General features: G+C 39.5%; 16 protein-coding genes and 1 tRNA gene. 7 read left to right on the forward strand and 10 right to left on the reverse strand.

The annotated features are described in order from the left end of the window. Window positions 1–43: 43 nt before the first annotated feature. From HG267_RS03240 to HG267_RS03260, 5 genes are all read right to left on the reverse strand, one after another. Window positions 44–1,006 carry a glycosyltransferase gene (locus tag HG267_RS03240; RefSeq protein WP_045874384.1) on the reverse strand — a complete coding sequence of 321 codons (963 nt, stop codon included), beginning with the start codon at window positions 1,004–1,006 and terminating at the stop codon, window positions 44–46. Between the two features lies 1 nt (window position 1,007). After that, window positions 1,008–2,006: a glycosyltransferase gene (locus HG267_RS03245; protein WP_045874385.1), complete on the reverse strand. Its 999-nt coding sequence runs from the start codon at window positions 2,004–2,006 to the stop codon at window positions 1,008–1,010. Window positions 2,007–2,291: 285 nt separating this feature from the next. After that, complete coding sequence (gene hpsE, locus HG267_RS03250) at window positions 2,292–3,281, reverse strand: hormogonium polysaccharide biosynthesis glycosyltransferase HpsE (RefSeq protein WP_045874386.1); 990 nt, start codon at window positions 3,279–3,281, stop codon at window positions 2,292–2,294. Window positions 3,282–3,469: 188 nt separating this feature from the next. Continuing rightward, window positions 3,470–4,360 carry a CPBP family intramembrane glutamic endopeptidase gene (locus HG267_RS03255; protein WP_194007740.1) on the reverse strand — a complete coding sequence of 297 codons (891 nt, stop codon included), beginning with the start codon at window positions 4,358–4,360 and terminating at the stop codon, window positions 3,470–3,472. A gap of 394 nt (window positions 4,361–4,754) precedes the next feature. Then, window positions 4,755–5,201: an AbrB family transcriptional regulator gene (locus tag HG267_RS03260; protein WP_045874423.1), complete on the reverse strand. Its 447-nt coding sequence runs from the start codon at window positions 5,199–5,201 to the stop codon at window positions 4,755–4,757. A gap of 1,611 nt (window positions 5,202–6,812) precedes the next feature. Between HG267_RS03260 and HG267_RS03265 the strand changes: the two genes are divergently transcribed. Continuing rightward, window positions 6,813–7,820 (forward strand): succinate dehydrogenase/fumarate reductase iron-sulfur subunit, encoded by a 1,008-nt coding sequence (locus tag HG267_RS03265; RefSeq protein ID WP_045874388.1) that lies wholly within the window; start codon window positions 6,813–6,815, stop codon window positions 7,818–7,820. 147 nt (window positions 7,821–7,967) lie between these two features. On the opposite strand, the gene HG267_RS03270 is transcribed toward HG267_RS03265, so the two are convergent. From HG267_RS03270 to psbX, 4 genes are all read right to left on the reverse strand, one after another. Then, a complete protein-coding gene (locus HG267_RS03270) occupies window positions 7,968–8,492 on the reverse strand; it encodes a TolB family protein (protein WP_045874389.1) in 525 nt (174 codons plus the stop codon). 136 nt (window positions 8,493–8,628) lie between these two features. Beyond that, the gene (locus tag HG267_RS03275) at window positions 8,629–9,195 is read right to left on the reverse strand and encodes a TolB family protein (RefSeq protein ID WP_045874390.1); all 567 of its coding nucleotides are present in this window, start codon (window positions 9,193–9,195) and stop codon (window positions 8,629–8,631) included. A gap of 29 nt (window positions 9,196–9,224) precedes the next feature. Further along, window positions 9,225–10,139 carry a Ycf66 family protein gene (locus HG267_RS03280; protein ID WP_045874391.1) on the reverse strand — a complete coding sequence of 305 codons (915 nt, stop codon included), beginning with the start codon at window positions 10,137–10,139 and terminating at the stop codon, window positions 9,225–9,227. A gap of 252 nt (window positions 10,140–10,391) precedes the next feature. Beyond that, window positions 10,392–10,511 carry a photosystem II reaction center X protein gene (psbX, locus tag HG267_RS03285; RefSeq protein ID WP_045874392.1) on the reverse strand — a complete coding sequence of 40 codons (120 nt, stop codon included), beginning with the start codon at window positions 10,509–10,511 and terminating at the stop codon, window positions 10,392–10,394. A 258-nt stretch (window positions 10,512–10,769) separates the two neighbouring features. Between psbX and HG267_RS03290 the strand changes: the two genes are divergently transcribed. Beyond that, entirely contained in the window at window positions 10,770–11,063 is a 294-nt protein-coding gene (locus tag HG267_RS03290; protein ID WP_045874393.1) for a YggT family protein, read from the forward strand. 238 nt (window positions 11,064–11,301) lie between these two features. Here HG267_RS03290 and accC read toward each other — a convergent pair whose 3' ends face one another. Continuing rightward, window positions 11,302–12,645, reverse strand: a complete 1,344-nt coding sequence (accC, locus tag HG267_RS03295; RefSeq protein ID WP_045874394.1) for an acetyl-CoA carboxylase biotin carboxylase subunit — start codon at window positions 12,643–12,645, stop codon at window positions 11,302–11,304. A gap of 374 nt (window positions 12,646–13,019) precedes the next feature. On the opposite strand from accC, the gene HG267_RS03300 reads away from it, so the two are divergent. From HG267_RS03300 to HG267_RS03320, 5 genes are all read left to right on the forward strand, one after another. After that, window positions 13,020–13,100 (forward strand) — tRNA-Leu (locus tag HG267_RS03300). A gap of 212 nt (window positions 13,101–13,312) precedes the next feature. Continuing rightward, a complete protein-coding gene (locus HG267_RS03305) occupies window positions 13,313–13,933 on the forward strand; it encodes a chorismate lyase (protein WP_045874395.1) in 621 nt (206 codons plus the stop codon). Window positions 13,934–14,786: 853 nt separating this feature from the next. After that, complete coding sequence (locus HG267_RS03310; RefSeq protein WP_081584159.1) at window positions 14,787–16,763, forward strand: response regulator; 1,977 nt, start codon at window positions 14,787–14,789, stop codon at window positions 16,761–16,763. A 565-nt stretch (window positions 16,764–17,328) separates the two neighbouring features. Then, window positions 17,329–19,032 carry a DUF3352 domain-containing protein gene (locus HG267_RS03315; RefSeq protein WP_194007739.1) on the forward strand — a complete coding sequence of 568 codons (1,704 nt, stop codon included), beginning with the start codon at window positions 17,329–17,331 and terminating at the stop codon, window positions 19,030–19,032. Window positions 19,033–19,087: 55 nt separating this feature from the next. Beyond that, window positions 19,088–19,237, forward strand: coding sequence for a hypothetical protein (locus HG267_RS03320; protein WP_155539657.1), 150 nt, complete (start codon window positions 19,088–19,090; stop codon window positions 19,235–19,237). Window positions 19,238–19,291: the final 54 nt, after the last annotated feature.

A 19,291-nucleotide genomic window follows, 5' to 3' on the forward strand; every position in this document is an offset into this window, starting at 1 on the left:
TTTAATAATGAGCTATAAATTAGCAAATAAAATGTATAATCTGCTATAGAGTGACTCTTTTATTACGTTTTAAGTAAAAATATAAAGAAGGGAAAATTATTCTAAAAATAGCTATAAATATAATCCTTGTATTTGTATAAAATTTAGGATTATATCTCAGCGTTTTCCAGAGGAATAAAGTAGATATCCAACGGTCTACTTTATCGGGATCGACCTCTAGAGACCTAAAAGTCAAGTATTTATAAATATTAGATATTGTGTGTTTTTTTAAATGCCCTAAAGATTCTGCTCTGGGAGCAGCAAAAGCTTTGTTAATTACAGTGAGACAAGTACTTTCTTGCCTTTTAAGATTTGCAGACATTGAATTCATAGAGAGTCTATATAATACTTGTACTTCTGGAATTACTACAAATTCATATCTAGCTGCTAAACGCAACCACATATCCCAATCTTCAGCTGCGCTAAGTGATTCATCAAAACCACCAACTGTATCAAAAACTTCTTTACGCACTAAGGGGTTAGAACCATTTTCTATAAAATTCCAAAGTAAAAGTTTTTGATAAACATCACCTGTATCTGTGGTATGTCCACCAGATTTTACAAACTTACCATTTGCGTCAATATAATCTGTCCAACTATAAGCTACGAAAGCTTTTGATTGTTCTTGCAGGGCAGTTAACTGAGACTTCAATTTATTAGGTGTCCAGAGATCATCAGCATCAATAAAAGAGATATACTCACCTAAAGACAATGCTATACCCCTGTTACGGCTAGCAGCAAGACCAGCATTTGGATAAGAAAATATGCGTAATCGAGGTTCAGCAGATTCAAATTTTTCAATGATGTCTAAAGTAGAGTCTTGAGAACCATCATTAATTATGATGAGTTCCCAATTAACAAAAGTTTGATTTAAAACAGATTGAACAGTTTCAGAAATTGTTTTCGCTCCATTAAATACTGGAAGCACCACGGAAATCAAAGGTTGATTAAAATTGCTAATTAACATACTATTTTGTGGGTAAAAATGGATCAAATTTTAGATATCCTAGTAAAGTACTTGTATTGCTAATATAAGGAATTTTTGTCAACCAAAAGTTAGTACATTTACCAGGCAATAGAATAATTACGGCAACCTTTAGTAATAATTTAAAAATAACTTTTGTAAAAATTATAGAAGGGTCAGTTTTAATAACCTGAATTATAAAATTAGCAGCGATCCAACCTTTATTACGTTCTGGTTGTCCTTCAATTGTTCTGTAAAGCAAACTTTTATAAGTGTTAGCAATTGAATATGGTTTCAGATATTGTAGCGATGCAGGAGTTTGATTAAAAGTACGTTCAATTACTTGCAAACATGCTTTTTCCATATTACGAACATCAGCGGACATTGAAGTAGCTGATATGCGATATAAAATTTGTACTTTTGGTACTAATGCAAATTGATAAGATGCAGCTAATCTTAACCATAAATCTGAGTCTTGAGCATTAGTTAGTAATTCATCAAATCCGCCAATTTTAATTAATTCCTGTTTCCGAATCATGACATTGGAGCCACTACCAATGAAATCATCTAATAAAAGATATGGATATACATTACCTGTTAATTCTACTTTTCTGCATGAACGTAAAAATTTACCTGTTTCATCTATGCAATTAGTCCAACTGTAAGCTAAAACAGCGTTAGGATTTTCAATTAATGCCTGATATTGTGCTTCTAATTTATCAGTCGTCCATAGATCATCAGCATCTAAGAAACTAATAAATTCGCCGACAGAATGAGAAATACCCCGATTGCGATTTACAGCTACATTGGCTTTAGGATAAGAAAATATTTTAAGGCGAGAATCTTTAATTTTAGAGATAACTTCTAAAGTCTTGTCTGTAGAACTAGCATTAATTACTATTAGTTCAAATTGTAAGAATGTTTGATTAAGAACTGAGTTAATAGTTTCATTAATGGTTTTTTCTCCATTAAATACTGGAATAACTACAGATATAGTAGTCATATTTTATATACAATATATTGACTATTTTAAAAGATAATTTATATGTTAATCCACTTTATATAACAACATCATCAGTATATTTTCAGAATCTATTAGTTTCTATATAGTCATAAAACATAGATGAGAGTGAAAGCCTTATATGCTATAGCATTTCCCAATCTGATGAAATACATTCTCAAAGCTAATAACTTTGTTTAAAAAGATTTGGGTGTAGCTCAGTTGCTTAGGAAACGCTATAACAACATAAGGCAGATAAGGCTTTCAATAATTCAATAACTTTGCACTCTATTTTAGATTAAAAGATGGGTAGAACTTAATTTTCAAAAATCTGCTAATTTTTAGATGACATAAATAAAAAGGACTAATTAAGGTACCAAGAAGTCTTTCCATTTCACAAGCTGCAATAATATCATGTTGCAGTACTTTATGATAACGAATTAAATGCGATATAAATTTATATATATCACTAACCATATAAATAGAAAAAACAAAAGGTTTTTGCCAGTTTTTTAGGAATAACATCCGTAAGTAATAACGACCAAGACCAATACCACGCATCAGTGAAATTAAATATTTTCTTTCTATCCTCCAAGATGGAATAATATGCTCTACTTCCATTGCTGGGTTGTACCAAATTTCCCAACCAGCTTTGTAAATATAAGATAAAGCTTCAAAATCTTCATAAGCTACTAATGAGTTACCAACTCTACCTCCTAATAAAAGGCGCGAGGGGACATTATTTTTCCAGATATTACGACGTACTACTAATCCTGCACTAGGAGGAAATCCTTTTTTACTAGGTTCATATCTTAATGATTTTTCTCCTCTTTCATTAATAGCAAGGTAAAAAAGAATTGGCTTGATATCTTCTGATGGTTCAACTTCAAATAAGCCATGAATTTGGCTACCATAAGCACCAGCATTTAGATGCTCTTGCCCAAATTTATAGGCTGACAACACCCAATTTTTTGCAGGTAAATTATCATCATCTAAAAAACCAACCAATTCGCCCTTTGCTTCTGTGATTCCTCGATTTCTAGCAAATCCTGCTCCTTGTTCAGCTTCAAAACAGTAGCGTAATGGTACATGGAAAGACCAATTAATTTGGTATTTTTGAACAAGTTCTGCTGTACCATCATGACTATTATTATCAACAATAATTATTTCCCAGTTTAGGATTTCTATATTTGTTTGGCTTTGTAAGTATTCCAAAACTTTGGGTAATCGGCTTTTGCCATTGTATGTAGGTATAACTACTGTAAAGTCAACTGACATTTTGAACTATGCATCCATGTGAATAGATCTGATGATTTTATTGTTCCCAGCCAGTAATCGAAAGATTCAAACTAAAATTAAATATTCAAATTTTCTGAATATTTAAAGCAGGACTGGTCTCTTAACGCTGTCCTGAGTCAAGAGTTAAAATTTTAAATCGCCCTTTGTGATCATTTACCTAAGAAAATTTAATGAGAAAATAACCGAAGAATCGCGCCAGCTAGCAATACACATACAATTCCGGTTAAACCAGCTAGAGGTTTTTTATTCTTACCAGTCAACCATTCCGATACTTTATCTGTGTAAGTAATTAATCCGGCTGTATCTATAGTCGCGATCGCCCATACCCAGCCGGCGTGAAGTCCCCAAGCTATACCCAAATTACCGCGATCGGCAAATCTGGCTAAGACTAGTACCATTCCCATCAGCCACAATCCAGGGAGTTGGGGGATGGTTTCTCGTTGTTCCCAGACTAAATGCAGCAGGGCAAAAATTAAGCTAGAAATGATCGCTGCTAGCCAAATTGGGTATTCTCTTGCTAATTCAGTGAAGAGGAAACCACGAAAAACTAACTCTTCTATGGCACCCACTAATAAAGCTATCAACAAAATTGGTAGTAAGTTGGGTAAAATCAACTGGAAATTTGATTCTTGCCATTTACACCAACCCAACCAAAATTGACCGATAAATACAATAGTTAAGCTCATCACTCCTAAGGTAAAGCCTAAAAGTAAAGAACCTAAAAGTGAAATATTAGCAACAAAACCGTAATCAGAGAGCGATCGCAACCCCAATGAACTCATTCCCCAGATAATTAGCGGGGCTAATAGATAAAGGGGTATTAATAAGGGTAACTTTTGTTCTGGCTGGAAAGTTTTTTGAGGTTGCAATTTGAGTGCGATCGCCTCTTGGCGGGCGCGGAGCGCCATCGCAATTACTGCTGCTATGGGTAACCAACAACCTATCCAAGCTATAAAAAAAGCCATCACAACAAATATTACTGGTGCATTTTGAAAAAATGCCAGTAGGTTGTCGGTTGATGGCGTGATCAATGTGATTAAAATAGGCATGAAAAACACGACTAACTTTTTGCAACAATAGATTTCTTGGTGATTATTCAAGACTCTACTAAAGTTAGTGACTTATGCAAGAGGTCAAATCGTATTTTTAGTGATGAGAAAATTGTCAATCAATTTTGTGTTTGAGATTTTAGATTAGCCCTATACCATCGATATTGGACTGGGCGAAGCGATGAGCAATTTTAGATTGGTTGCACATAGCTTACTACTCACCAAGCGAGTATAAGTATGTTTGCTTACACCATAATTCAACTTTGGAAGCAAATTTTAAATTCTACTTTCCAAAATTTCAAATCTAAAATTATGCGGTCAAACTACAGCCAGCTTGCGGCTGTAGTCGTAGAGATAAGTTATCCAGTATTTACTTTCAACCTACCTCTATCATTAGCACCGCTTATTCTTCGTCTTCGTCTTCTAAATCTTCTTCATCTAAGTCATCAACGTCCAAATCACTCTGGGTTAATTTTTTGTCAGTTTCACCAAGTTGAATCAAGTGAATATGCTTGTAACCCAGTCTAATTTCAAATTCATCGCCTGGCTTTAAGCCCATTGCTTTGGTGTATGTAGCACCAATCACAATTTGACCATTTTGATGAACGCTAACACGGTATGTCGGTTCGCGGCCTCTTCCATCTTTGGGTGCTTCTGGGCTGAGTGGAATTCCTCTCGCCGATAGCAAAGCATCATAAAAATCAGTGAGATTTACACGAACCTGATTATTCTTAGTAACAGTGTAGTAGCCGCACTGCTTTGCTCTTTCTCGACGCGGTAAATTAGAAAGCTCTTTTACTTTAGCAAGCAATGCTTTTCCGGTTAATGGTGCGGTTGCAGTTTCAGTCATTATGCTCAAAATTTCCTTACTTTCTCCAAACTGATAAACGATATTGTCTTGTGCCAGCATTTAGCTTTTTAGCATCTGCACAGAGCAACTCTTGACCCTTAAGGTGAGGGTACATTCCTGCTTATAGGGGGAAGCTATAGCGCCTCTATTATGGTTATCCACAACAGATGAGGTTTCATGGTAATCACAGGTATTAATTTCGGTGATTTTACGTCAGTTTTAACCATGATTCGCCAAGGAAAATGAAATTATTTTTTCTTTTGGCGCTACTTTCGTGGCTTGACTTTCAGCCACCTTTACAAATTATGTGAGTTCTACGGCCAATAAGTCGTAGACCTAGAAATTGCAGGTTTTCCACTTTCAGTGCTTGCTTTTTTACTCTTGAGTTATAGGGTTTACCCTACTATTACTCCAGAGCTTTTAACAGCATTAGATTTGAATATGGTCATACAGGCTTACACCCTTTAGTCCTGCTAGTAGAGACATGAAATTTCTTGTCTCTACATTACAAAATAAACAAAGCAGCAGCAGCCGCGCTTGTACGGCTATTGATACTGGTTTTGTTACTTCTGTAATTTTATATTAAATACTAGCATGGACTAATAATAGCAAAATAGTTGTTTTATTTTGAATTAAATTTAACTGGTAAACTTTTATTTAAATGTACTAGCTTAGGGAAGTAAAAAACGATGATAATTTTTCGAGGGTTTGATTGCAGTGGTGAGTATTGCTATGGAGCTTTGATCAAAATTCCTCTAATTTAGACTGCCAGATTTGACAACTGAGTTAAATCTAAGATTTGCTTGATTGAGACGAGTAAAAAATCCCTGAGGATTTTCGTCCCATTGATAGCCAACAGACAAAAAGCAGATAGAGGATTATCTGGGTCTATCTGTGGGAAGAATGAATTTTTGTACATCTGTCTAGTGCATTATTGCCAGTACTTGACTTCATTAGCGCTTTAACACTTCTATATAAACAAAAGGTGCCATTTTAGAAGCATTTGAGGTATTCTCCCAGCCAGAACTTGATGCTGTGAACATCAGGATGTAGTGCTACCCTAAGGTAGATTTAATTTATCTATTTTTCCTCTCGAGCCAACTTCCATGTGTCCTGATCTGGCTAACCATTTTTTACCTATACTGCCCAACAGGTCAATTAAATGTAAAGTAGCAATTACGTTTTTTGATGTTAGGTCAAGAGTCGGACACAAATGTAGCCTACTGTGCGTCTAGGGCTAAAATTTTAATGCAAATCCTGAAACTACTACTACGCGGAATTTTAAATTTATCTGGAAAAGTCTACTAGGTCAAGCAGAGTTAGCAACATCAGTTAAAATCTGGGAAGCTTACCCAAGATAGTGGCTCATTATCAAAACTTTTTCCGCAATTCAACTTCCAAAAACTTTACATCATGTAGCTTAAGAGTAGTTTTTAGGTGGTACTCTATTTTGCGGCTGTGTACTAGAATTATTAAGTTTTCAATCATCAGTCTATTAACAGCTAGCCTAGAATCAAGAACCAAAAGAGGATAGCTCGTTTTTTAGAGTAACCAGCCTGTAGTGATGAATTTTCAGGCAAGTAGATAATTTTCAAATTTTGGTTGGTAATAATGGAAATTCTATTTAAGGTCATTCGACAAGAAGAAAATTCCTCTCCTGTTGTAAAAACTTACCTGCTAGAGGTAGAACCTGGCAATACAATCTTGGATTGTCTCAATCGCATTAAGTGGGAACAAGATGGAACTTTAGCATTCCGCAAAAATTGTCGCAATACGATTTGTGGTAGTTGTGCTATGCGAATCAATGGCCGTTCGGCTTTAGCTTGTAAGGAAAATGTTGGCAGCGAAATAGCTAGATTAGCAAAAATTCCATCCCCAGGAAGGGAAGCAAATGTAATTCCAGAAATCACGATCGCACCACTTGGTAATATGCCAGTGATTAAGGATTTAGTAGTGGATATGGGCAGTTTTTGGCATAACTTAGAAGCAGTAACTCCTTATGTGAGTACCGCAGCCAGACAAGTTCCAGAAAGAGAATTTTTGCAAACGCCACAAGAGCGATCGCTTCTCGATCAAACAGGTAATTGTATTATGTGTGGAGCTTGCTACTCAGAATGCAATGCTCGTGAAGTGAATCCTGATTTTGTTGGCCCCCATGCGTTAGCCAAAGCTTACCGCATGGTCGCAGACTCACGCGACCAAACAACCGAAACTCGCTTAGAAAATTACAACGAAGGTACTAAAGGAGTGTGGGGTTGTACCCGTTGTTTGTATTGTGATGCAGTTTGCCCGATGGAAGTAGCACCATTAGAGCAAATCACTAAAATTAAACAAGAAATACTCGCTCGTAAACAAGCCGATGCTAGCCGTTCAATTCGCCACCGCAAAGTATTAATTGATTTAGTAAAAGCAGGTGGCTGGATTGATGAACGTCAATTTGGTATACAAGTCGTCGGTAATTATTTTCGCGATTTGCGAGGATTGCTCAGTTTAGCACCCCTCGGCTTGCGGATGATTGCTAGAGGTAAATTCCCCCTTTCCTTTGAATCTTCCGAAGGTACCCAACAAGTGCGATCGCTAATTGAATCTGTGCAAGAGGAGGTAGGGGCTAGGGATTAGGTACTGGGGATTGGGGACTGAGGATTGGGGATTGGGGAGATGAGGGAGATAAGGGAAAATAACAAACACCAAACACCACACCCCATTACCAATTACCAATTACCCCATGACAAATGACAAATAACTAAGGACACCCCTAAGCATTAATTACCTTGGATCTTGCGGTATATTTAACGGCTGCCCAAAACGGTCATAAACTAGAATATCCCACTGCCCATTATTACTAGATTCAAAAGCAATCCTAGTACCATCAGCGCTAATTGTGGGATTGCGGACTTCTGCTTGCAGATTTGTTGTTAAATTCCGCAATTGGCGTGTTTCTCGGTCGTAAAGTACAATAGCCGATCGCCCTTGACGACTGGCCCCAAAAACTACATAACGGCCATCCTCAGAAACGCTGGGATGAGAAGCAATGGTATCTAAAGAATTTAAACCTGGTAAATCTACTAAATTGCCAGTTATCCGATCAAATAAGTAAACATCTTGACTGCCCCTTCTGTCAGAAGTAAACACAATATATCTGCTAGCAATTTGAGGATTTAATTCTGAGGCTAAACTGTTGAGACTGCGACCCCCAGGATCAAATGGATAACTCAAAAGGCGTGGGTAGCCAAAACAACCAGTCAATAGACTGGAGCAAGCAAATACCGATATAAAAATAGAGCGTTTCATAAATATTTAATTGCGCGGCTGGGGCTAGCCAAAAAATATTCTTGAATCCCCTTGATGATTTTAAAGAAGCTAGTCAACAAATTACAGACTTATTTTGAAGCGTAAAAAGCCTGCGATCGCTTTTTCCAGCTTTACCCTATTGAGAATTAGGTGGTGCAACTGTTGCACCATTGGGAATATCTAATTCAATATTTGGCCCCCGGTCTAGGACTTCAACGTCCCACTGACCGCGGCTAGCGGTTTCAAATACCACATAACGCCCGTCGGGGCTGATCCCTGGTTTTCTCACCCAGCCGCGATAGACTGGGGTGAGGATTTGTGATTGTTGAGTAGCGCGATCGTAAAGCGCTACTACTGGTCTGCCTTGGTCGCTAGTTAGGTATACAATGTAGCGCCCTGTGTAGCTCAAGCTAGGACTTTCGGCAATGGTTTCCGGTCGGTTTAAGCCTGGGGTGCGAATGAAACTTTGGTTTTGTAAGTCGTAAATTAAAATTTGGTGACTACCGTTACGATTGGATACAAACGCTAAAAAGCGCCCATTTCCACTCAAAGTCGGTTGCTCCTCTGTATAACGACTGTTGAGGGACGTAGGCCCAAGTGGAATATCACTAGAACTACAAGAGACAAGCACAGTTGCCAAGCTAAAAACTAGGCTCCAATGAATCGGTCGTTGGAGCCAAAATCCCGGTGTAAATTTTTTCACCTCAACTATTTTCCATCGCCCTGACTATTTTAGATATCATCAAAATTGGTCGAATTATCAGAATCATCATCTGTTCTTCCAATTGGTTTGTATTCTACATAATCAGTTGGTATGGCATCATCATCTTCACGCTCTCTGCGAGCTGGTGAATCATTAACTGGACGGCGCTTCCTGGTTCTGGGGGTGACATCTTCATCACGAATTTCTGGACGCTGCGGTGTGTTATTACCACGGCGAGAAGGTTTTCTAGCTTCACTTCCCGAACTGTCCCAATCATCAACTTCTCTAGAAGCAGAACCCCAACTTTCCTCATCCAATCTGTCTGCAGGACGGTTCCCAGAACGCCCGCCGGAACTGCGGCGACGGCTTCTTTCCCCTGAGTCCTGTCTTTCATTACTACTGCTGGGACGTTCTGAACGACGGGGAGATTGATCTGTATAATAATCATCACGAGAAGAGCGATCGTCTCTGCTAGCACGAATTCGGGGACGCACAGGGCGTTCCTCTTCCTCATAAGGCAATGGCTCTAAATCATCATCCACCTCAGCTTGATATCCCCGTCGCCGCTTGTCATAGGAATATTTATTACTCACCTCGCGTTCTTCATCCACAATTGGAGTATTGCGCTTGGCTTGCTGGGTAGCGATACTACGTAAGCGAATACTTTCTACTGCAAAAAATACAGTTGTACCCACTAAAAGTAGCTGACCAAATTGCAAAATTGGATCTAATCGCCAACCTTGGAAGATTAAAATGAAGCCACAAAGTAAGCCTACTGCTGCAAAAAAGATATCTTGATCTCGTGACAGTTCGGGACGCACAGTCCGTAGAAAATACAGTGCTGCCCCAGCCACAGCCAGGAAAATTCCTAGAATACTGGCTGAGTTTGTCCCAAAATTTACCTGAGCCAGAATACTGGCTGAGTTCAGCCCAAAATTTATCATTGCTATTTTTCCAATATCAAATCTATGTTAGCGAGTCACAATTAAAATCACTACTCTAATCAAGCACAATATATTTAAGCTTCAAAGCCACTGGTAAAGAAGCTTTGAAGCTATCCACCGAAAGCTAAAAAATTTTTTGTCTGTCAGCTAAGTACATCTTGTCCTTTATAAGAGGAATTGCTGCTCTTAGTGGAATCAGGTAAATAGCCAACAGACAAAGGTTTATGAGAGTCAAGCTGACCCCCGCCAAGATTATGAACGTTGGATTTTATCTTTTTGGCTAATGAAAATCAAACCAACTGTCGCAGGGATAACGACAATCAGAGTACCCCACAACAGACTCCAAAGAAAATTTGCTAAAGCAGGTGTCATAGTTCTCAACCTTTTTTTACACACTTCATCATAATTCTAATAGTGTATTACTTCCTTGAGAAGCCTCACAATCATCAGCTACAAAAGGACAACAGCCCTGATAAATAATTAAGTTCAGGGCTGCTGGATATTTGCTTTTCCATCTCTAAGAGCAGGTAACAGCATTTGGTTAAAATTATAGAGAGTGGTTTACAAAGCTTAAAATTTTTGCAATCTTGCCTAGGTTGCTTCTGCGTTCACAGATAGTACTTCAAACTAATGACTGTTGTTAACCTAACTACTTGGATTCTCAATCCTTTATTGGGATTGATGATATTTTTGTTCATTTTTCGCATCATTCTCACTTGGTATCCGCAAGTGGATCTAAATCGGTTCCCGACTAATCTCATAGCTTGGCCCACTGAACCTTTTTTAGCTTTGTTGCGAAAACTAGTCCCACCCATTGGGGGAGTAGATATCACACCCATTATTTGGGTTGGGATTTTCAGTTTGCTACGAGAAATTCTGCTTGGTCAGCAAGGATTACTGACCATGATTTCTCATCTAAGTTAGGGCATGGGGCATGGGGCATTGGGCATTGGGAGGGCTCAGTACTGAGTGCTGAGTTAAGTTTAATGAGAATTAAATGTTGAACCCTGATAATTTCGTAGCTAGCCACAAAACGATGATTGTGGACTAATCTTGAAATCCTTATGGCATAAGAGACGTTTCTAATTCATATTAGGTGTGAATTATGAATTATTCCCTTTTCCTCCTCATCCCCAGTCCCCAGTCCCCAGTCCCCAATCCCTTACCCGTTCAACTCCTGCACAAAATTGGTGTAAACATTACCCTGCAAGAACTGTGGGGTTTCCATAATTTTTTGATGAAACCCAATAGTGGTAGGCAATCCCGTAATGGCACATTCCCGTAATGCCCGTTTCATGCGGGTAATGGCAGTGGGACGGTCTGGCCCCCAAACAATTAACTTGCCAATTAGCGAGTCGTAGTAGGGTGGAATTTGGTAATCAGTGTAAACATGGGAATCAATCCGCACGCCAGGCCCACCAGGAGGAAGATAGCCGCTAATACGTCCAGGTGAAGGGCGGAAATCGTGGTCAGGATCTTCGGCGTTAATTCGGCATTCAATTGCATGACCCTTTAAAACTACTTGGTCTTGAGTCAGCTTCAGCCTTTCACCTTGAGCAATCCGGATTTGTTCAACAACCAAGTCCACTCCCGTAATCATCTCTGTTACAGGATGTTCCACCTGAATCCGGGTGTTCATTTCCATAAAGTAGAATTTACCGGATCTATCCAAAAGAAATTCGATAGTACCAGCTCCGGTATAGTTAATAAACTGGGCGGCTTTCACGGCAGCCTGACCCATTTTATCTCGCAGGTCGGAATCAAGCGCAGGGCTGGGGGCTTCTTCTAAAAGCTTTTGATTTCGGCGCTGAATCGAGCAATCCCGTTCACCTAAGTGGATAACGTTGCCGTAATTATCCGCCAAAATTTGAAACTCAATGTGGCGTGGACGCTCAATAAATTTTTCTATATAAACGCCAGAATTACCAAAAGCTGCACCCGCTTCACCTTGAGCAGCCAAAAAAAGTTTCACGAATTCGCTTTCAGAACGCACTAAACGCATACCCCGGCCACCACCACCTGCTGTGGCTTTAATCATGACTGGATAGCCAATGTCTTTGGCAAGTGCTAATCCTTCTTGCTCAGATTCGACTAAGCCATCGCTACCAGGTACTGTAGGTACCCCAGCTTTGTACATCGTTTCTTTAGCAGTAGATTTATCTCCCATTAAGCGTATAGCTTCAGGAGTTGGGCCAATAAAGGCAATATGATGGTCAGCACAAATTTCTGCAAACCGGGCATTTTCTGCTAAAAAGCCATATCCAGGATGAATGGCGCTGGCATTACGTGTTAAGGCGGCAGCAATAATATTGGGGATATTCAAATAACTTTTACTGCTGGCAGGTTCGCCAATGCAAACCGCTTCATCGGCTAGTTGGACATGTAAAGCGTTACGATCAACAGTGGAGTGAACCGCAACTGTCGCAATTCCCATTTCTTCACAGGCGCGGAGAATGCGAAGGGCGATTTCTCCCCGATTGGCAATTAATATTTTGTCAAACTTCATTTTCTAGTTTCGAGATCAGTACCAGTAGATTGACATTCTCTCCCATTCAACTTGCAACAATGCTTTCCGCCTTATTTCAAATTATGACAGGAGATTCCCCAACCTCCTCCAAGAAGAGTCTATCAGCCCTTAGGCAGTCTCCCAAAGGCTAGGATTTGGCTGAGAACGCCTACGGGGGTTTAACTAGATTAACAATATTCCTATTGTTAGTCTCCTGCTGCATTTACCCGAAATTAGGTTTGTACAAGCTTACTTTGTACCCCACGTTGGCATACCCCTTTTAATATCTCTTGGGAAGTGACTATATTTCTGTCAGTCTAGTATCCACTAGCAGAAAATTTATGCTATATTCTATTTTCAGTGATAAAAACCGTGCGGATGTGGCGGAATTGGTATACGCGCACGCTTGAGGTGCGTGTGGCTTTGCCTTGCGAGTTCGAGTCTCGCCATCCGCATTTTTTAGTGGATAGTAAAAAGTCAAAGGTCAATAGTCAAGGGTCAAAAACTTGCGGCTGTTGACCTTTAACTATCGGAGCTAAATCTGGTGTAAGGGGAAAATTTTTGTAGCGCTTTGCCCTTCCCATAGCGTATTTTAAATTCCGCGTAGCGGTACTAGTTTTTTATGCTTTCATAGAAATAGGTGAACTTTTGTAAAGAAAGAAGAACATTGACTGCAACTTTTAGTCCGACAAACAACTTAACACTGCCAGCAGCATGGCATCGCCTGAACCCAATTTGGCAAGGTGGAGAGGACGTAATTAGGAAAAGTTTGCCCCACTCTCAGCTAGCACCAGCTTGGCAATTGCTGCTTTTGGGCGATGGCTCACCTACACGCCATTTAGAGTTACTGACAGGTGAGCCAACGGAAGTTGATGTAATTGATATGTCGTTAATTGGTATGGACTCAGATGCAGCTCCGGATTTAATTCAAGCTGTACCAGGCCCTAGGCTGCGGCGACAGGTTTGGTTACGTACTGCGTCTGGTCAGAGATTGGCATATGCTACTTCTTGGTGGGAAGCCAGCCATATAGATGAGTATTTACAAAACCGTTCTTTACCGATTTGGGCAAGTTTAGCTCGTCTCCGTACAGAGTTGTATCGAGATGTCCAAGGGGTTTACTATGGTTACTCACCTGCTTTAGAGTCTGGTTTTGAGGTGGATGGGCCTTTTTGGGGTCGTCACTATCTGTTTTGGCACCACGGACAGCCTCTAACATTAATTTACGAAGTTTTTTCGCCTTATTTAACTAAATATTTGGGCCCGATGCAGCTAAATTCTAGAGATTAGAAAAAAGCTCAAATTTAATTTGATTTATTGTAAAGTTTTGCTGGGAAGTCTGAAAGCAGAGTTCACCAGATTTAGTATGGCTATGCAGGGAAAAAATCTCAATGGCCGCCTGGTAAAGAGCTTAATTCATCCACCTTTCCTTCCATTTTTGATTTTTTATTCTTTAAGGAAATAATTCTGTGTAGAAACTCAATCAGCCTGGAATAATGGCTGATAATTTTATTTGTGCCTATTCTGTCAGATAACAGGTTATCTAAAACTTATGATTAACTGCTGGGATCAAGTCTGATTGTAGATTCAAGATTCTATTGATTTTTAATATTTATATTTTTGAGGCTGCTAGGATAAAAATCATGATATTTTTTATACCTAGTATCAGGTGTTTAATATCAAGCTACACTAGTAAAATTTAAAATTTTGCTGAAGAGTAAATCATCAATCTCCAATGGTGAGATGCTTTTTCACTTCTATATAAAATAGCTATTTCAATAATAATGAATGATGTACTTTTGATGCTGAAAACATGATATTTGATTTTCCAGCACTCTTGTACTATCCCTAAAGTGTGTGTCAAAAATTAGTTAAATTTTATTTTTAAAAGTCTTAGCTGTATGTTTAAATAAATTACTAGTAAATTCCAAAAGTTGAACATAAAATTTGAAGTGATACTTTATTAGCTAGAAATTTTGCTTTCAAGAGGATATTAAAAATATTTAAATAAGGCTAATACTATAGAGTATGAGTCAAGCTTTACGATGTTGATCTAATGGGTGTCTAGTCTTATTTTTATAGAAATATTACAAAAATACAATTATATATTGACTAGCAAAATATTTATTGAACAAACAAATATATGATTAGAGTTCTGCTAGTAGATGACCAAGAAACTATTCGAGAGTATTTAAGGTCATTGATTGAAAAAGAAACAGATTTAGAAGTAGTAGGAGTTGCAGAGAATGGAAAAGCTGCAATTATAAAAGTCGCTAACTTACATCCAGATGTCGTGCTCATCGATATGGAAATGCCTGAAATGGATGGTATTAATGCGACAAGGATTATTAGTGAAAGATTTCCGAAGACGAAAATTTTGGTATTAAGTGGTTATGACAAGCATCAATATATTAACGCATCGCTCAATGCAGGAGCCTGTGGTTATATATTAAAAGACGCATCCCCAGAAGAACTAAGAGACTCGATTCGCTTGGTTGAGAAAGGCTATACTCAGTTAGCGCCTGGTTTAATTAATAAGATTATTCCTCAGCAACAACTATCTAGTTCTGAAATTTTTGATTTTCAAAAAAGTGCTGCATTGCCGAAGCCAGGAACACTACTCCAAGAAGATACTCCTCTTTTATTAGATGTAATTCAAACAAACGAAGTTTTACCTCATACAACTCGTTGGGTAAAAGTAGGAGGGAAGCTTTTAATTGGATCTGTTGCCACATCGGTGATTTTATCTGCGGTTATTCAATATCAAGTAACTGTCAAGGCACCTGCAACTGTTCGTCCTGCTGGAGAAATACGTTTAGTCCAATCAGCATCAGAAGGAACTGTGAGAAGAATTCTGGTGAGAGAGAATCAGGTGGTAAATAAAGGAGATATTATTGCCACTATTGATGATAGCGAAATCCAAATTAAAAAAAGTCAAGTTCTAGCGAATATCCAGCAGAATGAAATGCAACTAATGCAATTGGATGCTCAAATTCGTGCTGTCGATAGGCAAATAACTGCAGAAACAGAGCGAAATAAAAAGGCGATCGCAGGTGCAACAGCAGAATTGCAACATACAGAAAGAGAATATCAGCAAACTAAAGTTTCATCTAGCGGTCAACTAGACGAAGTTAGGGCAAATATTAAAATTGCTCAAAATGAATTACAAAAAGCAGAATTTGATTTGAAATCAATGCAAGCGAATGTGAAAGCGACAGAAGCAGCATGGAAAGCTGCTAAACTGAAGCGCGATTACTATCTCGGTCTTGCTAAATCTGGATCAATTTCTCACAATCAATTGGAACAGGTGCAACTAGCACTAGAACAGCAGGAACAAACTTTATTATCCCAAAAAGCGGCAGTAGAAGCTCAAAAGCAAGTCATTGAAAGGCAACAACAAGCTGTAGCCGCAGCTACTAGCAAATACAAACCAGCAGTAGCCGCCACCAATCCTAGTAATGCTGTGTTAACAGTTGTAGAAGCAAAAATTGCTCAAGAACGTGCTGCTGGTGATGGAAGTTTGGCAAGCTTGCAGCAAGAAAAAAATGGTCTGCTCCAGCTGAAAATCGAAATTAAAAATATCATTGACAACGGTAAAAAAGAATTAAAACAAATAGATAAACAACAGCAAGCAACTATCATTCGTTCTCCTGATAAAGGTACGATTTTGAAGTTGGAATTGCGAAATCCTCAGCAGTTAGTGAGTGCAGGAGAGGTAATCGCACAAGTTGCTCCTTCTGAGGCTCCTTTGGTGGTTAAAGCTAACGTCAGTGTTGAAGATATTGGTAACGTCAAAGTCTGTAAAGTGCAACCAGTTACAGCTTGCCAAGAAGGTAGAGTACAAATGCGAATTTCCGCTTATCCTTACCCAGATTATGGGATTTTGGCTGGTGCTGTGAGGAGTATCAGTGCCGATGCGATTACCGCTCAAAATAATGCTATAGCTACAACTGCGCCTTACTATGAGGTAACTATAGAACCGGAAAAACTGGATTTAAAAAAAGGCGATCGCTCTTATCCCATTCAACCAGGAATGGAAGTCAAGGCAGAAATTATTGCTCAAAAAGAAAGTTTCTTGACGTTTATGAGCAGAAAAGTACGGATGTTGACTAATTTATAGCTTCTTGGGGATTGGGGGGAATGGCACTAAGATAACGCCAAACCCATTACCTATAAGGCTTTTGGGTGTGGGGTGTGGGGTGTGGGGTGTAGTGAATAAGGAAAATATTTATGTTCGTACTCGATATTTGGTTTTCGCGCATTTCCCCCTACACCCTACACCCTGCCCCCTACACCCTGCCCAGACGAGCTTTCAGCTTTTCTTAGTGCCATTCGGGATTGGGGGTTAGAGATTAGTAAATCGCCGCGATCGCGGCGATGGCACAGTAGAAGCAACTGACTTGCAGCTGTGTCAAGTTAGTTATATCCTCATAACGCTTGGGGTAACAGAGCGACTTTGGTATTGTCCAGCAAAATCAACTAAAGTGTGTTAATAAAATGTGTTAGCAAAGCTAACTAACCAGCAAAACAGTGCTTTTGACATACTGGGAAAAGTTGATCAACAAAGGCTGATAAATGTTCAGGGTGGACAAATTAAGATAATTAGCTGCCCTCAAGAATGTCTCAGCTTTTGGTTTACTTGGCAAATCAAGTAATGAGTTCGCAAGTATGAGGTATGGGTCTCGATGGTACTGCCTAATGTGTCTGTTGCGATGAAGAAAAAAATTAAGAAACCGTCTCTGGTGCTGACGCTTTCGGCTGCTGGGTTGTTAATTGTTGGCGGGAGTGCAGCATACTGGCTATTAACCCAGGGGCAAATATTTTCTAAAGATTTACCAGTAGGTGCAACTATTATTCCTCAAGATGCTCTGTTTGCGGTTTCTCTCACCACAGATCCTAAACAATGGCAGCAATTGCGGCAGTATGGGACAAAAGAAACCCAAGCAGAAATAGATAAAAATTTAGTGAAGTTGCGCGATCGCTTTCTGACTAATAATGGTTATGACTTCCAGAAAGATATTCAGCCTTGGGTAGGTAATGAGGTAACAATCGCCATTCTCGCACCCCAAGCTACTCAACCACCACCAAAGCCAGTTTCTACTAATCCTGAGCCTACTAGCAGTCAGCAGTCAATGGTAATGGTTCTGCCTGTAAAAAACCCAGAACAGGCTCAAAGCCTTTTGGCACAACCTAAAAGCTTAAAACAAGGTAAGTGGATTGACCGCACATATCAAGGTTTCCCTATCAAGCAAACCGATGGACAAACGAGTGGAAACCTCTCAGCTACAGTCTTAGATGGGCGGTACTTGGTAATCGCCGATGATCCCAAAGCTACAGAACGAGCTATTGATGCTTACAAAAATAAAACTTCTTTAGCTACAACAGGTGGATTTGCCGATAATTTTCCCAAAATTGCTAGTTATCAGCCTTTTGCTCAGTTTTATGTCAATGTGCCAACGGCTGCTAGGATAGCTGCAGCTGCGCCAAATCGTCAGTTACCAGCCCAAGTTTTAGCGCAGCTGCAAAATAACCAAGGCTTGGCAGGGACAATTCAATTAGAAGCCCAAGGGATACGTTTAAAAGGTGTTTCTTGGCTGAACCCGAATAGTCAGCGAGTGCTGGCAGTGGAAAATAAGGCTGGGAGAATGCAAAGCATGGTACCAGCAGAAACCTTAATGATGCTTTCTGGCGGTAACTTACAGCGTTTTTGGGCAGACTACGCTTTAACATCCCAAGGAAATCCCCTATCGCCAATCATGCCAGAACAACTGCGAAGTGGAGTGAAGTCCCTAATTAATTTGGATTTGGATCGGGATTTACTGCGGTGGATGAAGGGTGAATTTTCTTTATCAGTTATTCCCAACACCCCAAAAGATAGTTCAACAGCAGATTTTCGCGCTGGATTGCTGTTTATGGTCAAAGCAAGCGATCGCAATTTGGCGGAAGCATCCTTAAAACAGCTCGATGACGTGATGAAAACTCAATACCAATTCACAATCCAACCAGCATCGGTTGCAGGTAAACCCGTTACCAACTGGGTTGCACCTTATGGAACCTTAACTGCTACCCACGGCTGGTTAGATGGAGATGTGGCGTTTTTCATCTTCGGTGCGCCCATTGCCGATAAAATCGTTCCCAAACCTACCAATACATTAGCTAGTACAATTCCTTTCCAACAAACTGTACCCACAGAACCGAACCCAACAAATGGGCAATTTTTCTTAGATGTTGAACAAACAGCGAAAAATTTTCCGCTACCGAATATAATTCCCAATCAACAAACTTGGTTAGGCGCAACCCGTTCCATTGGCGTGACAACTGCTGTTAGTGATAATCGCAGTAGTCGGTATGATATTTTCTTTGCACTCAAAAAGGTGGAGCATTCGTAGGGGATTGGGGACTGGGGAACTCGGGGCCCCCTCTGGGGATAAGGGGTAATGGGGATTGGGGATTAGGGAAAATAACAAACGGCAAACACCCAATACCCAACCCCATTACCAATTACCCAATGCCCCATGCCCCATGCCCAATGCCCCATGCCCTATAACTTTGACTTTTGAAAAACCTATGACCCAATACGCTCTAAGCAGATAGGATCAGAACAGTCAGAAAAAATAATTTTAACGAATCCACTGGGGAGAACACTTT

The organism is Tolypothrix sp. PCC 7601 (genome assembly GCF_025677855.1).
GTDB lineage: Bacteria > Cyanobacteriota > Cyanobacteriia > Cyanobacteriales > Nostocaceae > Aulosira > Aulosira diplosiphon.